The organism is Ruegeria faecimaris (genome assembly GCF_900182615.1).
In the GTDB taxonomy this organism is placed as follows: domain Bacteria; phylum Pseudomonadota; class Alphaproteobacteria; order Rhodobacterales; family Rhodobacteraceae; genus Ruegeria; species Ruegeria faecimaris.
Window position 1 is genome coordinate 58,902 of sequence record NZ_FXTE01000004.1, and the last position, 18,368, is coordinate 77,269.

21 protein-coding genes are annotated in these 18,368 nt (G+C 56.9%); 15 read left to right on the forward strand and 6 right to left on the reverse strand.

The features are described 5' to 3' along the window. Positions 1 to 3 precede the first annotated feature (3 nt). The 3 genes from FN806_RS09840 to FN806_RS09850 are packed head-to-tail and all read left to right on the forward strand — an operon-like array spanning position 4 to position 4,567. Positions 4 to 471 (forward strand): MarR family winged helix-turn-helix transcriptional regulator, encoded by a 468-nt coding sequence (locus FN806_RS09840; RefSeq protein ID WP_185956678.1) that lies wholly within the window; start codon positions 4 to 6, stop codon positions 469 to 471. Next, positions 468 to 1,505 carry an efflux RND transporter periplasmic adaptor subunit gene (locus FN806_RS09845; RefSeq protein WP_142636580.1) on the forward strand — a complete coding sequence of 346 codons (1,038 nt, stop codon included), beginning with the start codon at positions 468 to 470 and terminating at the stop codon, positions 1,503 to 1,505. The genes FN806_RS09840 and FN806_RS09845 overlap by 4 nt, the downstream gene beginning before the upstream one ends. 11 nt (positions 1,506 to 1,516) lie before the next feature. Then, positions 1,517 to 4,567 (forward strand): efflux RND transporter permease subunit, encoded by a 3,051-nt coding sequence (locus FN806_RS09850; RefSeq protein ID WP_142636582.1) that lies wholly within the window; start codon positions 1,517 to 1,519, stop codon positions 4,565 to 4,567. A 60-nt stretch (positions 4,568 to 4,627) separates the two neighbouring features. On the opposite strand, the gene carB is transcribed toward FN806_RS09850, so the two are convergent. Beyond that, positions 4,628 to 7,972, reverse strand: a complete 3,345-nt coding sequence (carB, locus tag FN806_RS09855; protein ID WP_142636584.1) for a carbamoyl-phosphate synthase large subunit — start codon at positions 7,970 to 7,972, stop codon at positions 4,628 to 4,630. A gap of 177 nt (positions 7,973 to 8,149) precedes the next feature. Here carB and FN806_RS09860 point away from each other — a divergent pair, with 177 nt between their 5' ends. The 4 genes from FN806_RS09860 (at position 8,150) to aspS (ending at position 12,402) form a co-directional block, all read left to right on the forward strand. Further along, on the forward strand, positions 8,150 to 9,277 hold the full coding sequence (locus tag FN806_RS09860) for an aminodeoxychorismate synthase component I (protein ID WP_142636586.1): 1,128 nt from the start codon (positions 8,150 to 8,152) through the stop codon (positions 9,275 to 9,277). Continuing rightward, entirely contained in the window at positions 9,232 to 9,879 is a 648-nt protein-coding gene (locus FN806_RS09865) for an aminotransferase class IV family protein (RefSeq protein WP_142636588.1), read from the forward strand. The genes FN806_RS09860 and FN806_RS09865 overlap by 46 nt, the downstream gene beginning before the upstream one ends. After that, positions 9,876 to 10,547, forward strand: a complete 672-nt coding sequence (locus FN806_RS09870; protein ID WP_142636590.1) for a CPBP family intramembrane glutamic endopeptidase — start codon at positions 9,876 to 9,878, stop codon at positions 10,545 to 10,547. The genes FN806_RS09865 and FN806_RS09870 overlap by 4 nt, the downstream gene beginning before the upstream one ends. Positions 10,548 to 10,626: 79 nt before the next feature. Next, positions 10,627 to 12,402 (forward strand): aspartate--tRNA ligase, encoded by a 1,776-nt coding sequence (gene aspS / locus FN806_RS09875; RefSeq protein ID WP_142636592.1) that lies wholly within the window; start codon positions 10,627 to 10,629, stop codon positions 12,400 to 12,402. 194 nt (positions 12,403 to 12,596) lie between these two features. On the opposite strand, the gene FN806_RS09880 is transcribed toward aspS, so the two are convergent. Then, entirely contained in the window at positions 12,597 to 13,313 is a 717-nt protein-coding gene (locus FN806_RS09880; RefSeq protein WP_142636594.1) for a response regulator, read from the reverse strand. 134 nt (positions 13,314 to 13,447) lie between these two features. Between FN806_RS09880 and mce the strand changes: the two genes are divergently transcribed. Continuing rightward, positions 13,448 to 13,852, forward strand: coding sequence for a methylmalonyl-CoA epimerase (mce, locus tag FN806_RS09885; RefSeq protein ID WP_142636596.1), 405 nt, complete (start codon positions 13,448 to 13,450; stop codon positions 13,850 to 13,852). A 17-nt stretch (positions 13,853 to 13,869) separates the two neighbouring features. Further along, positions 13,870 to 14,145 (forward strand): DUF1467 family protein, encoded by a 276-nt coding sequence (locus tag FN806_RS09890; RefSeq protein WP_142636598.1) that lies wholly within the window; start codon positions 13,870 to 13,872, stop codon positions 14,143 to 14,145. 3 nt (positions 14,146 to 14,148) lie between these two features. On the opposite strand, the gene FN806_RS09895 is transcribed toward FN806_RS09890, so the two are convergent. Beyond that, entirely contained in the window at positions 14,149 to 14,847 is a 699-nt protein-coding gene (locus FN806_RS09895; protein ID WP_185956679.1) for an EI24 domain-containing protein, read from the reverse strand. Then, positions 14,844 to 15,422, reverse strand: a complete 579-nt coding sequence (locus FN806_RS09900) for a nitroreductase family protein (RefSeq protein ID WP_142636600.1) — start codon at positions 15,420 to 15,422, stop codon at positions 14,844 to 14,846. Before FN806_RS09900 ends, FN806_RS09895 begins: the two co-directional genes overlap by 4 nt. A 136-nt stretch (positions 15,423 to 15,558) precedes the next feature. On the opposite strand from FN806_RS09900, the gene FN806_RS09905 reads away from it, so the two are divergent. Beyond that, positions 15,559 to 15,834, forward strand: a complete 276-nt coding sequence (locus FN806_RS09905) for a DUF167 domain-containing protein (RefSeq protein WP_142636602.1) — start codon at positions 15,559 to 15,561, stop codon at positions 15,832 to 15,834. Here FN806_RS09905 and FN806_RS09910 read toward each other — a convergent pair. After that, the gene (locus FN806_RS09910) at positions 15,825 to 16,070 is read right to left on the reverse strand and encodes a hypothetical protein (RefSeq protein WP_142636604.1); all 246 of its coding nucleotides are present in this window, start codon (positions 16,068 to 16,070) and stop codon (positions 15,825 to 15,827) included. The two genes, FN806_RS09905 and FN806_RS09910, sit on opposite strands and share 10 nt — an antisense overlap. Before the next feature lie 122 nt (positions 16,071 to 16,192). On the opposite strand from FN806_RS09910, the gene FN806_RS09915 reads away from it, so the two are divergent. The 5 genes from FN806_RS09915 (at position 16,193) to FN806_RS09930 (ending at position 18,124) form a co-directional block, all read left to right on the forward strand. Beyond that, the gene (locus FN806_RS09915) at positions 16,193 to 16,900 is read left to right on the forward strand and encodes a M48 family metallopeptidase (RefSeq protein ID WP_142636606.1); all 708 of its coding nucleotides are present in this window, start codon (positions 16,193 to 16,195) and stop codon (positions 16,898 to 16,900) included. Continuing rightward, the gene (locus FN806_RS09920) at positions 16,897 to 17,265 is read left to right on the forward strand and encodes a YigZ family protein (protein WP_142636608.1); all 369 of its coding nucleotides are present in this window, start codon (positions 16,897 to 16,899) and stop codon (positions 17,263 to 17,265) included. Before FN806_RS09915 ends, FN806_RS09920 begins: the two co-directional genes overlap by 4 nt. 70 nt (positions 17,266 to 17,335) lie before the next feature. Next, the gene (locus FN806_RS20585; protein ID WP_142636610.1) at positions 17,336 to 17,587 is read left to right on the forward strand and encodes a DUF6455 family protein; all 252 of its coding nucleotides are present in this window, start codon (positions 17,336 to 17,338) and stop codon (positions 17,585 to 17,587) included. 10 nt (positions 17,588 to 17,597) lie between these two features. After that, positions 17,598 to 17,870, forward strand: coding sequence for a DUF6455 family protein (locus FN806_RS20845; RefSeq protein WP_221929482.1), 273 nt, complete (start codon positions 17,598 to 17,600; stop codon positions 17,868 to 17,870). Continuing rightward, positions 17,867 to 18,124, forward strand: coding sequence for a DUF6455 family protein (locus FN806_RS09930; protein WP_142636612.1), 258 nt, complete (start codon positions 17,867 to 17,869; stop codon positions 18,122 to 18,124). The genes FN806_RS20845 and FN806_RS09930 overlap by 4 nt, the downstream gene beginning before the upstream one ends. Here FN806_RS09930 and FN806_RS09935 read toward each other — a convergent pair whose 3' ends face one another. Next, entirely contained in the window at positions 18,125 to 18,367 is a 243-nt protein-coding gene (locus FN806_RS09935; protein WP_142636614.1) for a CDGSH iron-sulfur domain-containing protein, read from the reverse strand. Position 18,368 lies beyond the last annotated feature (1 nt).

Consider the following 18,368-nt stretch of genomic DNA (forward strand, 5'->3'; position numbering starts at 1 on the left):
CCCATGGCCCATGATCATAACACTCTGTTGCATCGCTTAAGCCCCGAGATGCAGGCGATGATGGGTGTGTATGCGCTCTATTGGAAGCTCGAGGAGAGCTTCGATGCCATCGAAATAGAGCTGAGCCATCAGGAATGCCATATGGTGATCAAATTGGATCAGCCCAGGCGTATGGGCGTTTTGGCGGCTGACATGCTGTCGGTTCCTTCGACAATCACGTCGACCGCCGATGCCTTGGAAAAAGCGGGCTATCTGAGACGCGAACGCGACCCAGAGGACCGCCGTGCATGGCTTTTGGTTTTGACCGAAAAAGGCACAGAAACACGCCAGATGCTTGTGGCCCAAGCGGGCGCCCTGTTTCAGCGCGCGTCCGGACTGAACAAAGATGAAACCGCAGAATTCGCAAGACTGGCCCGGAAGATCCGGGAAAACATACTGAAAACTGGAATTCCCGAGGGACTGAAGAAATGAAACTGATCTCTGCTTTGGGCGTGGCCCTGATCTTTCTCTCCAGCTCAATCATGGCTGAAGAAGCTGCCAAGCCGGTAAAGCTGATGGTGGTAAAGGAAACCACGCCTGGGTTCACACGTCAGTTCTTTGGTCGCGTCGCTGCGCGGCAAACGGTTGATCTGGCCTTTCAGGTGGCTGGACAGATTGTTGAAATGCCAGTGGCTGAAGGATTTGTCATCCCCAAGGGTGAGCTGATCGCCGAGCTGGATCGTGAGCCGTTCCAGCGCCGCTATGATCGTGCCGTTCTGCAGAAAGATCAGGCGGACCGGACCCTGGCCCGCCTGTCTCGGCTGCGGGGAACTGCGGCCAGTCAAGTGGCTGTGGACGACTCTGAGACTGCGGCGCAACTGGCTGATATCGCTGTGCGTGACGCGCTTTACGATCTGGAACAGGCGACATTGACGGCACCATTTAACGCGCTGGTGTCCAGCCGGGCGGTCGAGGCCTTTACCACTGTTTCCGCAGGTACCCCGATCGTGCGCATCCATGATATGTCCGAACTTCGGATTGAGGTCGACGTACCCGAAATTTTGTTTCAACGGTCGGGCCAGCAGGATGACATCACCATCACCGCGAAATTTCCGGTGAGCGACGAAGTCTTCCCGCTTCAGATCCGCGAATTCGATGCTGAATCTTCAAGCGTCGGTCAAACCTTCCGCATCCAATTTGGCCTGACACCGCCTGAAGGGCTGCAAATTCTGCCTGGTTCGTCGGCTACTGTGACCGTTCGGGTTAAGGACCAGAAACGGGGAATCTTTGTTCCGCCTACAGCCATTGTGGCCGATGTCGAAGGGGCGCTGGGCGTAATGGTGTTTTCTCCGACTGGGGTTGACCAAGGGACACTGCGCCGCGTCCCCGTTACCATCGAGCCCACGGAAACTGGTGATGTCAACGTGCTGGACGGCCTAAGTGACGGGGAAGAAATCGTTGTCGCCGGCGGCGACGTTTTGATTGACGGTCAGGTGGTGCGCCGCTTTACCGGTCTTGCCAACTAAGGGGCGGATTGATGAACATCGCACGCGCATCCATTGATCGCCCTATCTATACATGGCTGGTCATCCTGATCGCCTTGTTCGGCGGCATCTGGGGATTTCTGTCGCTTGGCCGTCTGGAAGATCCAGCCTTCACAATCAAAAACGCCGTCATCGCTACCCAGTATCCGGGGGCAACGGCGGAACAAGTGGCGCTGGAGGTTTCAGAGCCACTGGAATCCGCCATCCAGCAGATGGGCGAGGTCAAGACAATCACATCAATGAACCAGCCCGGTTTTTCGCTGATCGAGGTCGAGATTAACTCAGCTTATGATGGGACCGAGCTGCCGGAGATCTGGACCAAATTGCGCGCCAAGGTCCGTGACGCCTCACGGGAGCTGCCATCGGGGGTGGGTGATCCGCTGGTCAATGACGGGTTTGGCGATGTGTTTGGCTTGTTTTATGCGGTCACGGCCGAGGGCTTCTCGGACGCTGAAAAACATGAGCTTTCCACATTTCTTCGGCGCGAACTACTGACGGTTGACGGTGTCGCGGATGTCGAGGTGATGGGCCTGCCGCAAGAGGCGATCTTTATCGAACCCGACCTGTCTATTTCGGTGAACCAGAACGTGCCTCTGCAGGCGCTTACCGACGCGATTACAAATGCGGACTCGGTAAACTCGTCGGGGTCATTGCGATCAGAAGATGGCCGGACCGCGATATTAACCGCCGAAGGGTCCGATACTGTTTCCGCCATTGCTGGCCTTTCTGTTGGATCGCAGGGCCAGGTTATCAACCTGTTCGATATGTCGAATGTACATCGTGGTCGCCTAACCGATCCTAATGTCATCATCCGGTTCAACGGGACCGAAGCCTTCACTCTGGGTATTGCTGGGCTTTCGACTGATAATATCGTTGAGGTCGGCAAGCGTGCTGACGCGAAATTTGCCGAGTTGGATTCTCAGATCCCCTATGGTGTCGAAATCCTGCCGATTTACCAGCAGCACGTCGTTGTTGAGCAGGCATCGAACGATTTTCTGGTGAACCTCGCGCTGTCGGTCTCTATTGTTGTTGCGGTTTTGGCGCTGTTCATGGGTTGGCGCGCGGCTGTGGTTGTGGGAACAACTCTGTTGCTGACCGTGGTTGGCACGTTGTTGTTCATGGCATTGTTCTCGATCGAGATGGAACGAATTTCGCTGGGCGCTTTGATCATCGCGATGGGTATGTTGGTGGACAACGCCATTGTGGTGGCCGAAGGAATGCAGATTGCAATGCTGCGCGGCAAGAATTCGCGCGATGCGGCGGATGAGGCTGCGGCCAAAACGCAAATCCCGCTGTTGGGAGCAACGGTGATTGGCATCATGGCTTTTGCCGGGATTGGTCTTAGCCCTGATGCGACGGGTGAGTTCTTGTTTTCGCTATTTGCTGTTATCGGGATATCGCTGCTGCTGAGCTGGACCCTGGCGCTGACGGTGACTCCGATGCTTGGGCACTATTTCTTCAAGCAGGGCAAAGAAGGTGAAATTGATGCCTATGGCGGGATCATGTTCCGTGTTTATGGCGCGATCCTAAACTGGGCGCTGCGGTTCCGTTGGATGGTGATTGCAATGCTGGTGGGCATTACGGTGGTCTGTTTCGCAGGATTTGGCTTGGTCAAACAACAGTTCTTTCCAGACTCGAATACACCGCTGTTTTTCGTGCATTACAACCTGCCGCAGGGCACACCCATTGCGCGCACCGCCGAGGATATGGCTGTTTTCGAAAACTGGCTGGCGGATCGGGACGATGTGGTATCTGTCACGACATTTGTTGGGCAAGGAGCAACTCGTTTTTTGTTGACCTACTCTTCGGAAAAACCGAACCCCAGCTACGGTCACATGATCATCCGGACGGAAACATTGGATGACATTCCGGCTTTGCGGGCGGATCTCGAGGCGTTTGGCTCGGCGCAGTTCCCCGAAGGCAAGTTCCGCACCAAGCGGCTGGTCTTTGGTCCTGGCGGCGGTGATCCAATTCAGGCCCGTTTCTCGGGAAGCGATCCGGCGGTGCTTCGGCAACTTGCGAATGAGGCTGTGCAGACGATGCGCGCGGCCTCGCCCAATGCGCTGAACGTCTATCACGACTGGCGCGAACAAGGGCTGGCTGTCCAGCCAATTTATGCGACCGAACGGGCGCAGACCGCTGGGGTGTCGCGCGAAGATATCGCGGCGACTCTGCAATTCTCGACCGATGGGATCACCGGTGGTGTGTTCCGCGAGCGCGACCGCCTGATTCCGATCATCTTGCGCCGCCCGGTGGACGGGGATTATTCGATCGTGGATCAGGTTGTATTCTCGGACCAGTCGCAGAAATTCGTACCGATCGAGCAGATGGTCGACAGGTTCGAATATAAGGCACTCAATACGCTGGTTCACCGCCGGGATCGTGTGCTGACCATTACGGTAGGGGCCGACATCCCGCCGGATTTGACAGCTGCGCAGGTTCATTCCGAAGTCCGCACAGCCATCGAAAGCATGGAGCTGCCAGCGGGCTATCGACTGGAATGGGGTGGAGAGTTCGAGAATGCTGGCGATGCAAATAAAAGCCTGGGTCGTCAGTTGCCGTTGAGCCTGTTGATCATGGTTCTGATTTCGGTGCTGATATTCAACGCCATTCGTCAGCCGATCATTATCTGGCTGTTGGTACCGATGTCGGTAAACGGAGTGGTGATCGGTCTGCTGGGCACGGGTCTGCCGTTCACATTTACGGCGCTACTGGGACTGCTTAGCCTATCGGGGATGCTGATCAAGAATGGTATCGTTTTGGTCGAAGAGATCGATTTGGTACGTGCAACCGGGCAGGGGCTGCGTGAATCGATCATCGAGGCTTCGGTCTCGCGTTTGCGCCCCGTGATGCTGGCCGCGATCACGACGATTTTGGGTATGGCTCCGTTGTTGACGGATGCGTTCTTCAGGTCGATGGCGGTGACCATCATGGGAGGTCTGGCCTTTGCCACGGTCCTTACCATGGTGGCGGCCCCTGTGTTCTACATGGTGTTCTTCCTGCCGGAGGAACGGCGCAAGAAACCACCGCAGCCGGTTGTCTAAATGAAAAACCCCCGGTCATGGACCGGGGGTTTTGCTTTATTCTGGTGTAGTGGGGGAAGGTCAGCCTTGCAGGGACCTGACCTCGACATCACCCTCGGCCTGCGCCTTGATCGCCAATGCGGCAGCGTGGCTGGCGGCGGCGGTGGTGAAATAGGGGATCTTGTCATAAAGCGCGATGGACCGGATGGCCTTGCTGTCCTCGACCGCCTGTGCACCTTCGGTGGTATTCATCACCAGCTGTACCTGACCATCTTTAAGCATGTCAGCCACGTCGGGGCGACCTTCGTAGACCTTGTTGACCAGATCACAGGCAATACCGTGCTCGGCCAGCCAGCTTTGCGTTCCGCGGGTGGCGACAAGGGCAAAGCCCTGCGCGGCCAGAACTTGTGCGGCCTCAAGCATGGCAGGCGTCTTGTCGGCATCCTTGATCGAAATAAACGCACGTCCCGAGGATGGCAGCACCATTCCCGCACCCATCTGTGCCTTGAGGAAGGCGCGGGGGAAGTCGCGGTCCCAGCCCATGACTTCTCCGGTCGAGCGCATCTCAGGCCCCAGAATAGTGTCGACGCCGGGGAACCGGGCGAAGGGCAGCACCGCCTCTTTCACCGAGAACCACGGCATATCCGGGTCTGCCAGTGTCATCTGGTCGGCGATCTTGGTGTCGTCCACGGTCTTGTAAGCCGGGCGCAACGGGAAATCCGCCAGCTTCTCGCCGGCCATCACACGCGCGGCGATGGAGGCAATGGCGCTGTCCGTGGCTTTGGCCACGAAGGGCACGGTACGCGAGGCGCGCGGGTTGACTTCGATCAGGTAGATATCGTCATCCTTGATCGCAAATTGTACATTCATCAGGCCGACAACGTTCAACGCCTTGGCCAGCTTGAAAGTCTGATCCTTGATCCGGCCAATGACCTCTTTCGACAGCGAGTAGGGCGGCAGCGAACAGGCGCTATCGCCCGAATGCACGCCAGCCTCTTCGATATGCTGCATGATGCCCGCGACATGTACATCCGTGCCGTCGCACAGGGCGTCGACATCCAGTTCAACCGCGCCCGCCAAATAGCTGTCCAGCAGCACGGGGCTGTCGCCCGAGACCACCACGGCCTCGTTGATATAGCGCCGCAATTGATCCATATCGCGCACGATTTCCATCGCGCGGCCACCCAGAACATAGGACGGGCGGATCACCAGCGGAAAGCCGATATCCTCGGCGATTTTCAGCGCCTGCTCGTCGGTCGAGGCAATGCCGTTATTGGGCTGTTTCAGGTCCAGTTCATTGACCAGCGCCTGAAACCTTTCGCGGTCTTCGGCGAGGTCGATGGCGTCGGGTGTAGTACCGAGGATCGGAATGCCTTCTTCTTCCAGAGCGTTGGCTAGTTTCAGCGGGGTCTGACCACCGAACTGAACGATAACACCGTGCAGCGTGCCGTTTTCCTGTTCTTTCGTCAGGATTTCCATCACGTGTTCAAAAGTTAGCGGTTCGAAATACAACCGGTCTGAAGTGTCATAGTCGGTCGAAACCGTTTCGGGGTTACAGTTGATCATGATGGTCTCATAGCCCGCATCGGTCAGTGCGAAGCAGGCGTGACAACAGCAATAATCGAATTCGATCCCCTGACCGATCCGGTTGGGGCCGCCGCCCAGGATAACAACCTTCTTGCGGTCACTCGGGCGCGCCTCGCACTCAACATCACCCATCATAGGGGCTTCGTAGGTCGAGTACATATAGGGCGTCTGCGCCTCAAACTCGGCAGCGCAAGTGTCGATGCGCTTGAATACTGCGTTAACACCCAGATTGCGGCGGGCGCGGCGTACATTGCCTTCGTCACGGCCTGTCAGGTTGCCCAGGCGCGCATCGGTAAAGCCAAGCATTTTCAGCCTGCGGATGCCTTCTTCGGTCACCGGCAGGCCGTCTTTGCGCAACTGACGCTCGGCCTCGATGATCTCGCGGATGCGGGCCAGGAACCAAGGGTCAAATTTGGTGACCCCAAATATCTCATCATCGGTCAAACCGTGACGCATGGCCTGCGCGATGGTGCGCAGACGGTCGGGGGTTTGCTTGCTGATCGCTTTGATCACCGCGACTTTGTCACTGACCTCGTCCCAGACACCAACGTTCAGGCCGGGGATTTCTACTTCATCAAAGCCAGTCAGGCCGGATTCCATCGAGGCCAGCGCCTTTTGCATCGATTCGTGGATCGTGCGGCCAATGGACATGGCCTCACCCACCGATTTCATCGCCGTGGTCAGGTAAGGTTCAGAGCCGGGGAACTTTTCGAACGCAAATTTCGGAATTTTTGTCACGACATAGTCGATGGTTGGCTCGAAGGAGGCGGGCGTGACCTTGGTGATGTCATTGTCCAGCTCGTCCAGCGTATAGCCAACAGCCAGCTTGGCCGCGATCTTCGCAATCGGGAACCCGGTCGCCTTGGACGCCAGCGCGGACGAGCGCGACACGCGGGGGTTCATCTCGATCACGACCATTCGGCCGTCTTCGGGGTTGATCGCCCATTGTACGTTCGAACCGCCAGTCTCGACCCCAATCTCGCGCAGAACGGCGATGGAGCCGTTGCGCATGATCTGGTATTCTTTGTCGGTCAGTGTCAGGGCAGGGGCCACGGTGATCGAGTCGCCGGTATGCACACCCATCGGATCGATATTCTCAATGGAACAGACGATGATGGCGTTGTCGGCCGTGTCGCGTACCACCTCCATCTCATACTCTTTCCAACCCAGCAGGCTCTCATCGACGAGGATTTGGTTTACCGGCGAGGCATCCATGCCCGAGCGGCAGAAGTGAATATAATCCTCGCGGTTATAAGCCACACCGCCGCCGGTGCCGCCCATGGTAAAGGCGGGGCGAATGATGGCAGGCAGGCCGATGTCTTCCAGATCGCCCAAGGCAATCTGGACGCCAGCATCAAGATCGGTGGAGCCGTCGTCGCGCTTGGGGGCGGTAACGATGGTGGCCTTGGGGTTTTCGATGCCCAGCCGATCCATCGCTTCGCGGAATAGTTTGCGGTCTTCGGCCATTTCGATGGCGTCGCGGGTCGCACCGATCATCTCGACACCGAACTCGTTCAGTACGCCCATCTCTTCCAGTGCAAGTGAGGTGTTCAGTCCGGTCTGCCCACCCATTGTGGGCAACAAGGCGTCGGGGCGTTCCTTCTCGATGATCTTGGCGACAACTTCGGGCGTGATCGGCTCGATATAAGTGGCATCGGCCAGACCGGGATCGGTCATGATTGTCGCCGGGTTTGAGTTTACCAGAATGACCCGGTATCCTTCTTCGCGCAGGGCTTTACAGGCCTGTGCGCCTGAATAGTCGAATTCGCAGGCCTGACCGATGACAATGGGGCCCGCCCCGATGATCATGATCGACTGGATGTCGGTTCTTCTCGGCATAGCCTGTTTCCTTCGGTTAACTGCGAGTCAGGGCACCGCCCGCGTGCCCAAATTGTTCTGCGTTATAGGGACCGCGCCAAAAGGTTCAAGAGGTATCGGAAACAGGGGCGAAATTGCCGCTTTCCCCTCTTTCCCTTACCGCCGTATTGTCTATACCGCGCAGCACGACAAATGAGGATGCACGTGCGTATTCGTTTTGATCAGGGGCCGGCCGGATCGGGAACTTATTTCGAACGGCCAGACCGGGTGATCCGCGCAGACAAAGCGGAAGACGTGCCACAGGCGTTGGCGGCGCTGGATGAGGCACGCGCGGATGGGGCCTGGCTGGCCGGTTATGCAAGCTATGAGCTTGGATATGCGTTGGAACCCCGCCTGTTGGACCGGATGCCTACTGACCGCCGCCTGCCACTGCTGTGTTTCGGTGCCTATGATGCGCCAGGCCAGTGCGATCTGCCCGCACCCCTAGGCGGTGTTGCCGAATTCACACCGCGCTGGGACGAGGCAAGATATGCAAGCGCCTTTCAGCTGGTCCACGATGCGATCGGGGCAGGGGATATCTATCAGGCCAACCTGACGTTCCCCATTGACCTGACATTGCAAGGGGATAGCGCCGCGCTTTATGCGGCGTTGGCTGTGGGCCAGCCGGTCGGTCACGGAGCGCTGGTTCAGCAGGATGATTTGCCCGATTTGCTCAGCCGCTCGCCAGAGTTGTTCTTTCGCACCGGTGCAGATCGGACGATCGAAACCCGCCCGATGAAGGGCACACAACCCCGCAGCGAAGACATGGCCGAGGACGCGCGCCGCCGCGATTTCTTGTCGAGAGACGAGAAGAACCGCGCTGAAAACCTCATGATCGTTGACCTTCTGCGCAATGACATCAGCCGGGTTGCGCTGCCGGGGTCCGTAAAGGTACCCGAGCTATTCAAGGTCGAAACATATGCAACCGTGCATCAGATGATCTCGCTGGTGCAGGCACAGCTGCATCTTGGGGCAGAACTTTCCGATATCCTAAACGCGTTGTTTCCCTGCGGCTCGATCACAGGCGCGCCCAAAATTCGCGCGATGGAGATTTTGACCGATCTCGAACCCTGGCCACGCGATATCTATTGTGGTGCTATCGGTTGGGCCGCGCCAGACGGGCGATCCGAGTTCAACGTGGCTATTCGCACGCTGATGGTCGAGGGCAACAAGGCCACGCTGAATGTGGGTGGGGGCGTCGTCTGGGACAGCACAGCCCCATCCGAATATGAGGAAGCGCTATGGAAGGCACGTTTCGCCCACCAGCTGACCCTGACTTCCGTCTGATCGAAACGCTGGCATTCCGGCCAGAGAGCGGGTTTGTGCGTGTTGGAAAACACCTAGCCCGGATGGAGCGTTCGGCACGGGCATTGGGGCTTCCTTTCGATGCAGGGCGCGCGATTGCAACGCTTGACCAAGTTGCGGGTTCAACCTCGTTGCGCTGTCGATTGACGATGGACATCAGTGGCGGGTTTGGCGTGACAACTGGTGCACTGGCGGATAACCCGTCCGTCTGGCGGGTCGCAGTTTCCAATACGAGGCTTGCCGCCTCTGATATCTGGTTGCAGCACAAGACGACGCAGCGCGATGTTTATGACCGGGCCCGGGCGGCACTGCCCGAGGGCGTAGATGAGTGGCTGTTTCTGAATGAGCGTGACGAAGTGTGCGAGGGCACCATTACTAACATCTTTCTGGACATGCCCGATGGTCGTTGCCTGACGCCGCCCTTGTCCTCCGGCTTGCTTCCCGGAATTTTGCGCGAAGACTTGCTGGAAAATAATAAAGTCAGCGAGGCGGTGCTGACCATGACCGACCTGCAAAGCGCGGAATGGTTCTGGATGGGCAATTCCTTGCGAGGCCTGATCTGGGCAGAATTGGCGGTACTGTGAACAGGCAAACCGATTGGGCTGAAGCCGCAGCACCTTCCCGTTGGTTGCGACTGGAATTCGGTTTGTTCTTCATCGCCGTACCTGTGCTGATTGCCGTACTTTTCCCGCCCAACTGGATGTTTCCATCGCTGTTTACCTTTACGGCCATCGGGATCGTGTTGTTGCATTTCACGCACGGATTTGCCTGGGCGGAATTGCGATATAGCTGGCGCAACTGGTCCTGGCCCGAAGTCGCCGGCTTTGCTGTGGGAATGACACTGTTTTGTGTTGCGCTAGTACGACTGACCCGTCCCGAAGCTGCCTTTTTCCTGTTGCACAACCAACCCGAGCTGCTGGCGATGATTTGGGTGTTTTACCCATTCGTTTCCGCCCTGCCGCAAGAGCTGCTGTTCCGGTCGCTGTTCTTTCGTCGTTACCACGCGATCCTGCCCAATGGACGCACAGCTTATTTACTGAATGCATCGCTCTTTTCGCTTGCGCATTTGATGTATTGGAGCTGGATCGTAGCTCTGATGACATTTGCCGGAGGGTTGCTGTTCACCTGGGCCTATCGCAAACGCGGATCGTTTTTCTATGCGGTTCTGCTGCATGCCATCGCGGGGAACATCATCTTTGCGGTGGGTCTGGGCATCTATTTCTACTCAGGCAACGTGCAAAGGCCGTTTTGACGGTGCGACTTGCCTTGACTTTCCCAGTCTGACGCGGTGTATCGGCCCGACCAATTCTGCGCCCGAAGGGATATGATCCATGCACGCCTATCGCAGCCACACCTGCGCCGCTCTGACCGCCGCCAATGTCGGTGAAACCGTTCGCCTGTCTGGCTGGGTGCATCGGGTCCGAGATCACGGCGGCGTTCTATTCATCGACCTTCGCGATCATTTCGGCGTCACACAGGTTTTGTGCGACGGCGACAGCGCGGCATTCGCCGAACTGGAAAAAGTCCGCTCGGAATGGTGTATCCGTATCGATGGCACAGTCAAAGCGCGCGCCGCCGATCTGGTGAACGCGAAATTGCCCACGGGCGAGATCGAAGTTTACGTGCGCGAGTTGGAAGTACTGGGCGCCGCTGACGAGCTGCCGCTGATGGTGTTCGGCGATCAGGAATACCCTGAGGAAACGCGCCTGCGCTATCGCTATCTGGACCTGCGCCGCGAAGTGATGCAGCAGAATATGACCTTGCGCTCGGACGTTGTTGCCTCGATGCGCCGCCGGATGTGGGATCAGGGCTTCCGCGAGTATCAGACGCCGATTATCACCGCATCATCGCCTGAAGGCGCGCGTGACTTCCTTGTGCCGTCGCGTTTGCACCCGGGCAAGTTCTACGCGCTGCCGCAGGCCCCACAGCAGTTCAAACAGCTGATCATGGTGTCGGGCTTCGACAAGTATTTCCAGATTGCGCCCTGTTTCCGCGACGAAGATCCGCGTGCCGACCGCTCACCCACCGATTTCTACCAGCTTGACCTTGAGATGTCGTTTGTTGAGCAGCAAGACGTATTCGACACGATTCAGCCCGTTCTGACCGGCGTGTTCGAAGAGTTCGGCGGCGGCCGTAAAGTCGATCAGGACTGGCCGCAGATTTCCTACAAGGACGCGGCCCTGTGGTATGGCAGCGACAAGCCCGACCTGCGGAATCCTATTAAAATGCAAGTGGTCTCCGACCACTTCCGCGGGTCTGGCTTCGCGATTTTCGCAAAGCTGTTGGAGCAGGATGGCACCGAAATCCGCGCTATCCCTGCGCCGACGGGTGGCAGCCGCAAGTTCTGCGACCGCATGAACGCCTTTGCCCAGAAAGAGGGTCTGCCCGGTATGGGCTATATCTTCTGGCGCGATCAGGGCGAAGGGATGGAGGCCGCCGGTCCACTGGCCAAAAACATTGGCCCTGAACGGACCGAGGCGATCCGCCAGCAACTGGGTCTGGGCGTCGGAGACGCGGCGTTCTTCCTGGGTGGCAAACCGAAAGCCTTTGAAAAGGTGGCCGGCAGGGCGCGCGATGTGATCGGTGATGAACTGAACCTGACCGAGAAAGACCGCTTTGCCTTTGCCTGGATCGTCGATTTTCCGATCTATGAGCAAGACGAAGAAACCGGTGCGATCGACTTTGAACACAACCCCTTCTCGATGCCGCAGGGCGGGATGGAGGCGCTGAACGGCAATCCTCTGGACGTGCGCGGTTATCAATATGACCTGGCCTGTAACGGATACGAGCTGGTCTCGGGCGCGATCCGGAACCACAAGCCCGAGATCATGCTGAAGGCTTTTGAGCTGGCTGGCTACGGCGCGGATGAGGTGAAATCCCGATTTGGCGCGCTGTTCAACGCCTTCCATTATGGCGCCCCGCCGCACGGTGGCTGTGCCGCTGGTATCGACCGGATCGTGATGCTTTTGGCCGATGAAGCCAATATCCGAGAAGTCATGATGTTCCCGATGAACCAGCGTGCCGAGGATCTGATGATGCAGGCACCGTCCGACCCGGCCTCGGACCAGCTGATGGAGTTGGGCCTGCGAATTATCCCTCAGGACTGATAGAAAACCCGCCACAGTCGCCTGTGGCGGTTTTTTCTGTTTTCAACCCATTTCCAATTCTCTGTTAGCGGGTTTACAGGAAATGGTCCTTTTTCCTCTCGCGGCTGTTCCGAATGTCACGCGCGCTGACGCGTGTCTGTCTGTATGCCCACAGACAAAGGAGCGATGCGGTAATTAGATATGCGGTTGTCACTTCAGATAGCCTCGCGCTGTTCCAGACGGGCCTGCACTATTCCCGCAACCTGGGCTGTCAGAGCGGTGATGGGCATACCTGCGGCGCGTGAGGCTGCCAACTGCTGGGCGGCTTCGGCCAGAACCGTATCTTCAGCATTACGGGCAACGCCGCGCAGGAATTGGGCCGCATAGTCCAGTGACCGATGGTCATTCGGTCCGGCCAGAACATCTGCGATATGTGCCATGTCGTCCTGATAGGCCATAGGATCGGGGCATATCACCTCATCCTGAACGGCGTGGAGTGTGCAGGGGCGGCGGTCTTCAGGTAGACAATTCAGAATAGACGACTGGAAATAGGACAGTGAGTTAAGCGGTTTGGCAAGAAACCCGTCCGCGCCAACCTCTGTCGCAAGGGTTTCTGAATTGTCGTCGCCTGACATGCCCAGGATCGCTCCGATCCGGGGCGTAGTCATGGCCAATTCGGCAATCAGATCAGCACCAGAGCCATCGGGTAGTCCCATATCCACCAAGATCACAGAAGGCCGATAGATTTGAAGGTGGCGTCGGGCGGATTTCAGGCAATCGGCTCGCCTGATCCGCGCACCCGAATGCAAACACATTAACCGGATGGCGTCGCAGGCATAGCGGCTGTCCTCAACAACCAAAATGGTTTGTCCCAGCAGCGGCCGCGTGGCCGTTGGCTGTGCGGGTGCGGTGAAGGGGCTCGAATCGTCCATGGGAGAACTCCTATTCAGCAGATGCTTCACGCTAGGAACTTCTGGCTAACACGGGGTTAACGGCAATTTGGCGCACTTGTCCTTTGCCTGATCTGTCCCCATAACCGCTGCAACGCAGAAGTTAGGAGAGTTCCATGATTGGCCGCTTAAACCACGTTGCCATTGCCGTCCCTGATCTTATGGCGGCGTCTGAACAGTACCGCAGCGCTTTAGGTGCCAAGGTTGGCGCGCCGCAGGATGAACCTGATCACGGCGTTACTGTGGTGTTCATTGAATTGCCCAACACCAAGATCGAGTTGCTTTATCCTCTGGGCGATGACAGCCCGATCAATGGTTTTCTAGAGAAGAACCCCGCCGGCGGAATCCATCATGTCTGCTATGAGGTGGAGGATATCATTGCCGCGCGTGATCACCTGAAAGAAACCGGCGCCCGGGTGTTGGGTAGCGGTGAACCCAAGATCGGCGCGCACGGGAAACCGGTTCTTTTCCTGCATCCCAAAGATTTCAACGGCTGTCTGGTCGAGTTGGAACAAGTATAAACACCGGAGGTGTACACATGACGATCACTGCAGGACTGGTTCTGTTTGCCGTCATCTGGTTCATGACGCTTTTGGTGATTCTGCCGATCCGCATCAAGACCCAGGGTGATTTGGGCGAGGTCGTTCCCGGCACCCATTCAGGGGCCCCGGAAGTGCATCACATGAAGAAAAAGCTATGGATCACCACCGGGGTGTCGGTCGTGCTCTGGGCTATCATTGCAGGGATCATTATTTCGGGCGTGATTTCGGTACGGGATTTCGATTGGCTAAATCAAATGGAACCGCGAAACTAAGCTTCAGGGCGTTGGCCCTGACAGCTTATGAAAGATATGCGTGAATGTAGCAGCTCCGATAATCGGGATCACAAGATTCACCAGCGGAATAGACAGTGGGATGGCCATCAACGTGCCCGCAAGCCAAATTGTTGACGAATGTTGTGCCCGCAGTTTTCGCGCGCCCTCACGCCCGATACGGCGCATGGCTGCCAGCGTAAAATACTCACGCCCCAGCAGAAATCCGTTCATCGCCCAAAAGATAAACGGGGCCAGTGGCGTGAAGATCGCATAAAGGATCAGCGCCAGAAGGTTGGCCACAATCAGCACACCCATAAAACCAAGCGCGTCAGTGATCGCATCGCCTATCGGGATGCGTGGAACCGCGGGCAGGCTCGGATAATGCCTGTCCTCTACAGCTTGTGCGACATCGTCCAGAAACACAGACGTGATGGCTGAGGCGACGGGAATCATCAGAAACACTGGCAGGATCAGCACCAGGAAAATGCCGGAATAGCTGAGGACGTCATTCAGCCAGGGAACTGCACCAATGAATGGCAGCGATATCTCGTCCCCTGACAGCCGGTTGATCAGCCAAATTGCACCGGCGCAGGCTGCGATCAGCATCAGGATGGTCAGGCCGATACCTCGCAGCAGAACCCCGCGGAATTTCGGGTCTCCGATCTGACCAAGCGCTGAAAAAAAGGCGTTGAGGATGATCATTCTGTGACCCATTCGGTCAGGGCATCAACATCCGGGCGAGGGCGGTCGGGCGGGGTCGAGCCCTCGGTCGCGATATGGATCAAACCGGCAACACTCTCGTTATCCCGCAATCCAAACGCCTTGCGACAGAATTCTGGATCGTGGGTTTGCCAGCCAGACAACCAATTCGCGCCCCATCCTGCGGTCAAAGCAGCGTTCAGCAAAGCAAGGCAAACAGCCCCAGCTGAATAGGTCTGCTCGATGGCTGGAATCTTTTCCGAAGGCTTCTGAACCTCGATCACAGCGACGGCGAGATGGCCTAAATCAAACTGTCCGCGCGCTTTTTCAATGTCTTGAGGGGATTTGCCAAGCGCCTCACCGCATTCCTGCGTCAGCCCCGACAGGCGCCCCATTGCGCCTTTTTCAAGCACGATGAACCGCCAGGGTTCCAGTTTTCCGTGATCCGGGCTGCGGGCTGCTGCGGTCAGCAGGGGCATCAGCTGCTCACGGTCGGGGGCCGGTTCAATCAACGTTTTGGCTGGGCGCGACCGACGGGTCTGCAGAAACTCAAAAGCGGCCGGATTCTTCAAGGACATATGTTAACTTCCTTTACATAGGCTGTCTGTATCTGGTTGAACGTCTGGCGAGTTTCAAGTGCAATCGGCTGGACCAGTTGGATCAATTTCATTCCCCGCCCAACCGTGCAAGGGTCTTTGTTAACAGAAGGTGCCAATGGGAAAACCGAAACTAAGAAATCTTCCAGACCTGAGCGACCGTGTAGCACCGAATGCTGAGATTGCGGTCAGGGTTACCCCGAAAGCCGCAGCAGACAGGATTTTGGTTCAGGACGGAACGATCAGAATATATATCACTGCACCGCCCGAAAACGGCAGGGCAAATGATGCCACACGTGAGATTCTGGCGGTGGCGCTGGGGGTTGCTCCGTCCGCACTCATCCTGAAGCGCGGGCAGACATCGCGCGAGAAAGTCTTTGTGTGTCAGGCCTGACCGGGGGTTTCGCGAATTTGGTAAACACCTTCGGGCAGATCCAGTGCCGCAGCCAGATCACGAACCTGTTCGGGCGAAAGCGTAATCTTCTGAACCTGGTCAGTGCGCGGATCCAGTTGTTCCAGCGTTACGCATTCTGCAAAATTGTTAATAACCACATCCTCGTTCAAAGGCTTTTCGCCTTCGTCCACCAGGGTTATGACCGTCGAGTCGAATTCATGCTCAATCGAAAACATGTGTCCAGCTTGCCGGGCGGAACATTGCAATGCAACCCGTTCTTGGGAAATCGTCCGGTGGCGAACCGCCTTGTGTCGGGCTATGTTCGACGAAAAGGCATGACCGGACCAAAGGATATAGTATGCGTCGCCTGATCTTGTTGATATTTGGTCTGGTTCTGTCGGCCTGTGACACCGGTTCGCTACGCGTTCAGCCGGTAGAGGAATGGCAACAACCTTCAACTGATTTTCAGGTCGATGTGCTGACCTTTCGCGAAATCAGTCAAAGGGTTGGGGATGTGGCGCGCGCAGAGTGCAAGCGGCGCAGTAATGTCAGCAACTGCGATTTTTCGATCGTGGTTGATCTGAACCCTCGCGCACCAGCAAATGCTTTTCAAACCTTGGATGACGACAATCAACCAGTCATAATCTTCACCCGCGCGATGATTCAATCGGTGGAAAACGCCGATGAACTGGCCTTTGTGATGGGGCATGAATCTGCTCATCACATCCTGCGCCATATTCCCCGCCAGTCCGAAAACTCACGAGAAAGTGCCGCGATTTTTGGCGAGCTTGCACGCATAGCGGGGGCAAATGACGCCGATCTTGAACAGGCGCAGAAGCTAGGCGCGCAGGTGGGTGCCCAGATATATGTCAAGGACTTTGAACTGGAAGCGGACCGGTTGGGAACGATCATCACGCACCGGGCAGGTTATAATCCCTTGTTAGGAGCCCGCTATTTTGCCCGAATTCCTGACCCGGGCGATCGTTTTCTAGGCACCCATCCACCGAATGCTCAGCGCGTCGAAATTGTTTTGGAAACCTCGCGGCAGCTTGGGCTGACACAATGACGGGACTGAAACGGTTGGGGGTTGTCTTGACGGACCGCGGATCGAAATATGCCGTGTCCGGCGCTTTGGTCAGTTCCCGTGACGAGGTGGCTGCTGTCCTGCAGGATCTGAAATCTGACAAAAGCTATGCCAAGGCCACGCACAATACCTGGGCCGCAATCCTGCCCACTGGTGCGCTCAAGGCGGATGACGGGGAAAGCGGTGCCGGAATGGTGATTCTGCGCATGCTGGAAAGGGCCGAACTGAGCGGTCATATCGTCATTGTCACTCGATGGTATGGCGGAAAAAAGCTGGGCGGTGATCGATTTCGCCGGGTTCAGGATGCAACACGGGCTTATCTGGACGAACTGGAATTGGGACTTTGACCTGCGTCAAGGCTTGGGCTGTTTCGTATTGCTAGTCTGATCGGACAAAGCGAAACGGAAAGGAATGCCAATGCCCGATCGCGAAACGCTTAGGCATCATGCTGGTCTTGTTGACCGTATGGCTGGCAAGCTAGGGGTGGATCTGCAGGAATCTGCAATCGCTGGACATATATCGGTGGATCAGATTACCGATGCGGTTCTGCGATGCACCGATTGCCCGAACCCGGGCCATTGCCAATCATTTTTGAATCAACCGGTTCTGGCAACGCAGACACCCGAATATTGCCGGAACCAAGATTTGTTAAGCAAGTTGATCCCTTAGGGGGGCCGCAATGCCGCGCCTTGGACACCTCATGACTCATTTGTGCCTTGTGTTGAGGATGGGGCAAGCTACGGGTACGGATATTGTGCGGGCCCACAATAAAGGTCGGCTAAGTCAGGAAGACTGGGCTGAAATGATCCGCCTGTGTCAGGGGTGTGGCTGGGCGGCTGCCTGTCCGGATTGGATGGAAAGACATCCAGATGTTGCAGGAGCACCGCAAACCTGCCCAAACAAACATCAATTCGCCGCGTTGAAAGCAATACAAATGCAGGAATTGGGATGAAACACGCTGTACTGGGCGACGTGGAAAAGCACTTTTGGCTGACTCGATCTGTTGCCCGATGCCTTAAGATCTCGTTGACCGAAGCCATGTCCGACGGGCGGTTGAGCCCGGATGAATACGCCGAGATGGTAACGCGTTGCCGGGCCTCGGACTGTCACGAGAAATGCACGAAATGGCTGGCGGCGCAGCAATCTGATCCCCGTTCAGCGCCCGGGTTCTGCGTAAATAGCCAGGTTTTCAACCGGCTGAAGTGATCAGATCTTGGAATGTGTCCCGTCGCAAAACGGTGGGTTAGCGCAGTTTTTACAGCCGCAGAAGAACAGTTTCTTGCTGGTATCAGCCGTGAACTTGACCGGTTCAAAGCCGGTTCCTTTGTGAGATCCATCACAAAATGGCTGCCGATTGGACCGGCCGCACGAGCACCAGAAATAGCTTTTTCCTTCGGTTACTTCGATTGGATAGGGCGCTTTTTGCGCAATGACTGGACCTTCTGGCATC

Coding starts and splice junctions, on each gene's coding strand:
- FN806_RS09840 (WP_185956678.1), top strand. CDS start 4: ATGGCCCATGATCATAACACTCTGTTGCATCGCTTAAGCCCCGAGATG.
- FN806_RS09845 (WP_142636580.1), top strand. CDS start 468: ATGAAACTGATCTCTGCTTTGGGCGTGGCCCTGATCTTTCTCTCCAGC.
- FN806_RS09850 (WP_142636582.1), top strand. CDS start 1,517: ATGAACATCGCACGCGCATCCATTGATCGCCCTATCTATACATGGCTG.
- carB (WP_142636584.1), bottom strand. CDS start 7,972: ATGCCGAGAAGAACCGACATCCAGTCGATCATGATCATCGGGGCGGGC.
- FN806_RS09860 (WP_142636586.1), top strand. CDS start 8,150: ATGCACGTGCGTATTCGTTTTGATCAGGGGCCGGCCGGATCGGGAACT.
- FN806_RS09865 (WP_142636588.1), top strand. CDS start 9,232: ATGGAAGGCACGTTTCGCCCACCAGCTGACCCTGACTTCCGTCTGATC.
- aspS (WP_142636592.1), top strand. CDS start 10,627: ATGCACGCCTATCGCAGCCACACCTGCGCCGCTCTGACCGCCGCCAAT.
- FN806_RS09880 (WP_142636594.1), bottom strand. CDS start 13,313: ATGGACGATTCGAGCCCCTTCACCGCACCCGCACAGCCAACGGCCACG.
- mce (WP_142636596.1), top strand. CDS start 13,448: ATGATTGGCCGCTTAAACCACGTTGCCATTGCCGTCCCTGATCTTATG.
- FN806_RS09890 (WP_142636598.1), top strand. CDS start 13,870: ATGACGATCACTGCAGGACTGGTTCTGTTTGCCGTCATCTGGTTCATG.
- FN806_RS09895 (WP_185956679.1), bottom strand. CDS start 14,847: ATGATCATCCTCAACGCCTTTTTTTCAGCGCTTGGTCAGATCGGAGAC.
- FN806_RS09900 (WP_142636600.1), bottom strand. CDS start 15,422: ATGTCCTTGAAGAATCCGGCCGCTTTTGAGTTTCTGCAGACCCGTCGG.
- FN806_RS09905 (WP_142636602.1), top strand. CDS start 15,559: ATGGGAAAACCGAAACTAAGAAATCTTCCAGACCTGAGCGACCGTGTA.
- FN806_RS09910 (WP_142636604.1), bottom strand. CDS start 16,070: ATGTTTTCGATTGAGCATGAATTCGACTCGACGGTCATAACCCTGGTG.
- FN806_RS09915 (WP_142636606.1), top strand. CDS start 16,193: ATGCGTCGCCTGATCTTGTTGATATTTGGTCTGGTTCTGTCGGCCTGT.
- FN806_RS09920 (WP_142636608.1), top strand. CDS start 16,897: ATGACGGGACTGAAACGGTTGGGGGTTGTCTTGACGGACCGCGGATCG.
- FN806_RS20585 (WP_142636610.1), top strand. CDS start 17,336: ATGCCCGATCGCGAAACGCTTAGGCATCATGCTGGTCTTGTTGACCGT.
- FN806_RS20845 (WP_221929482.1), top strand. CDS start 17,598: ATGCCGCGCCTTGGACACCTCATGACTCATTTGTGCCTTGTGTTGAGG.
- FN806_RS09930 (WP_142636612.1), top strand. CDS start 17,867: ATGAAACACGCTGTACTGGGCGACGTGGAAAAGCACTTTTGGCTGACT.
- FN806_RS09935 (WP_142636614.1), bottom strand. CDS start 18,367: ATGCCAGAAGGTCCAGTCATTGCGCAAAAAGCGCCCTATCCAATCGAA.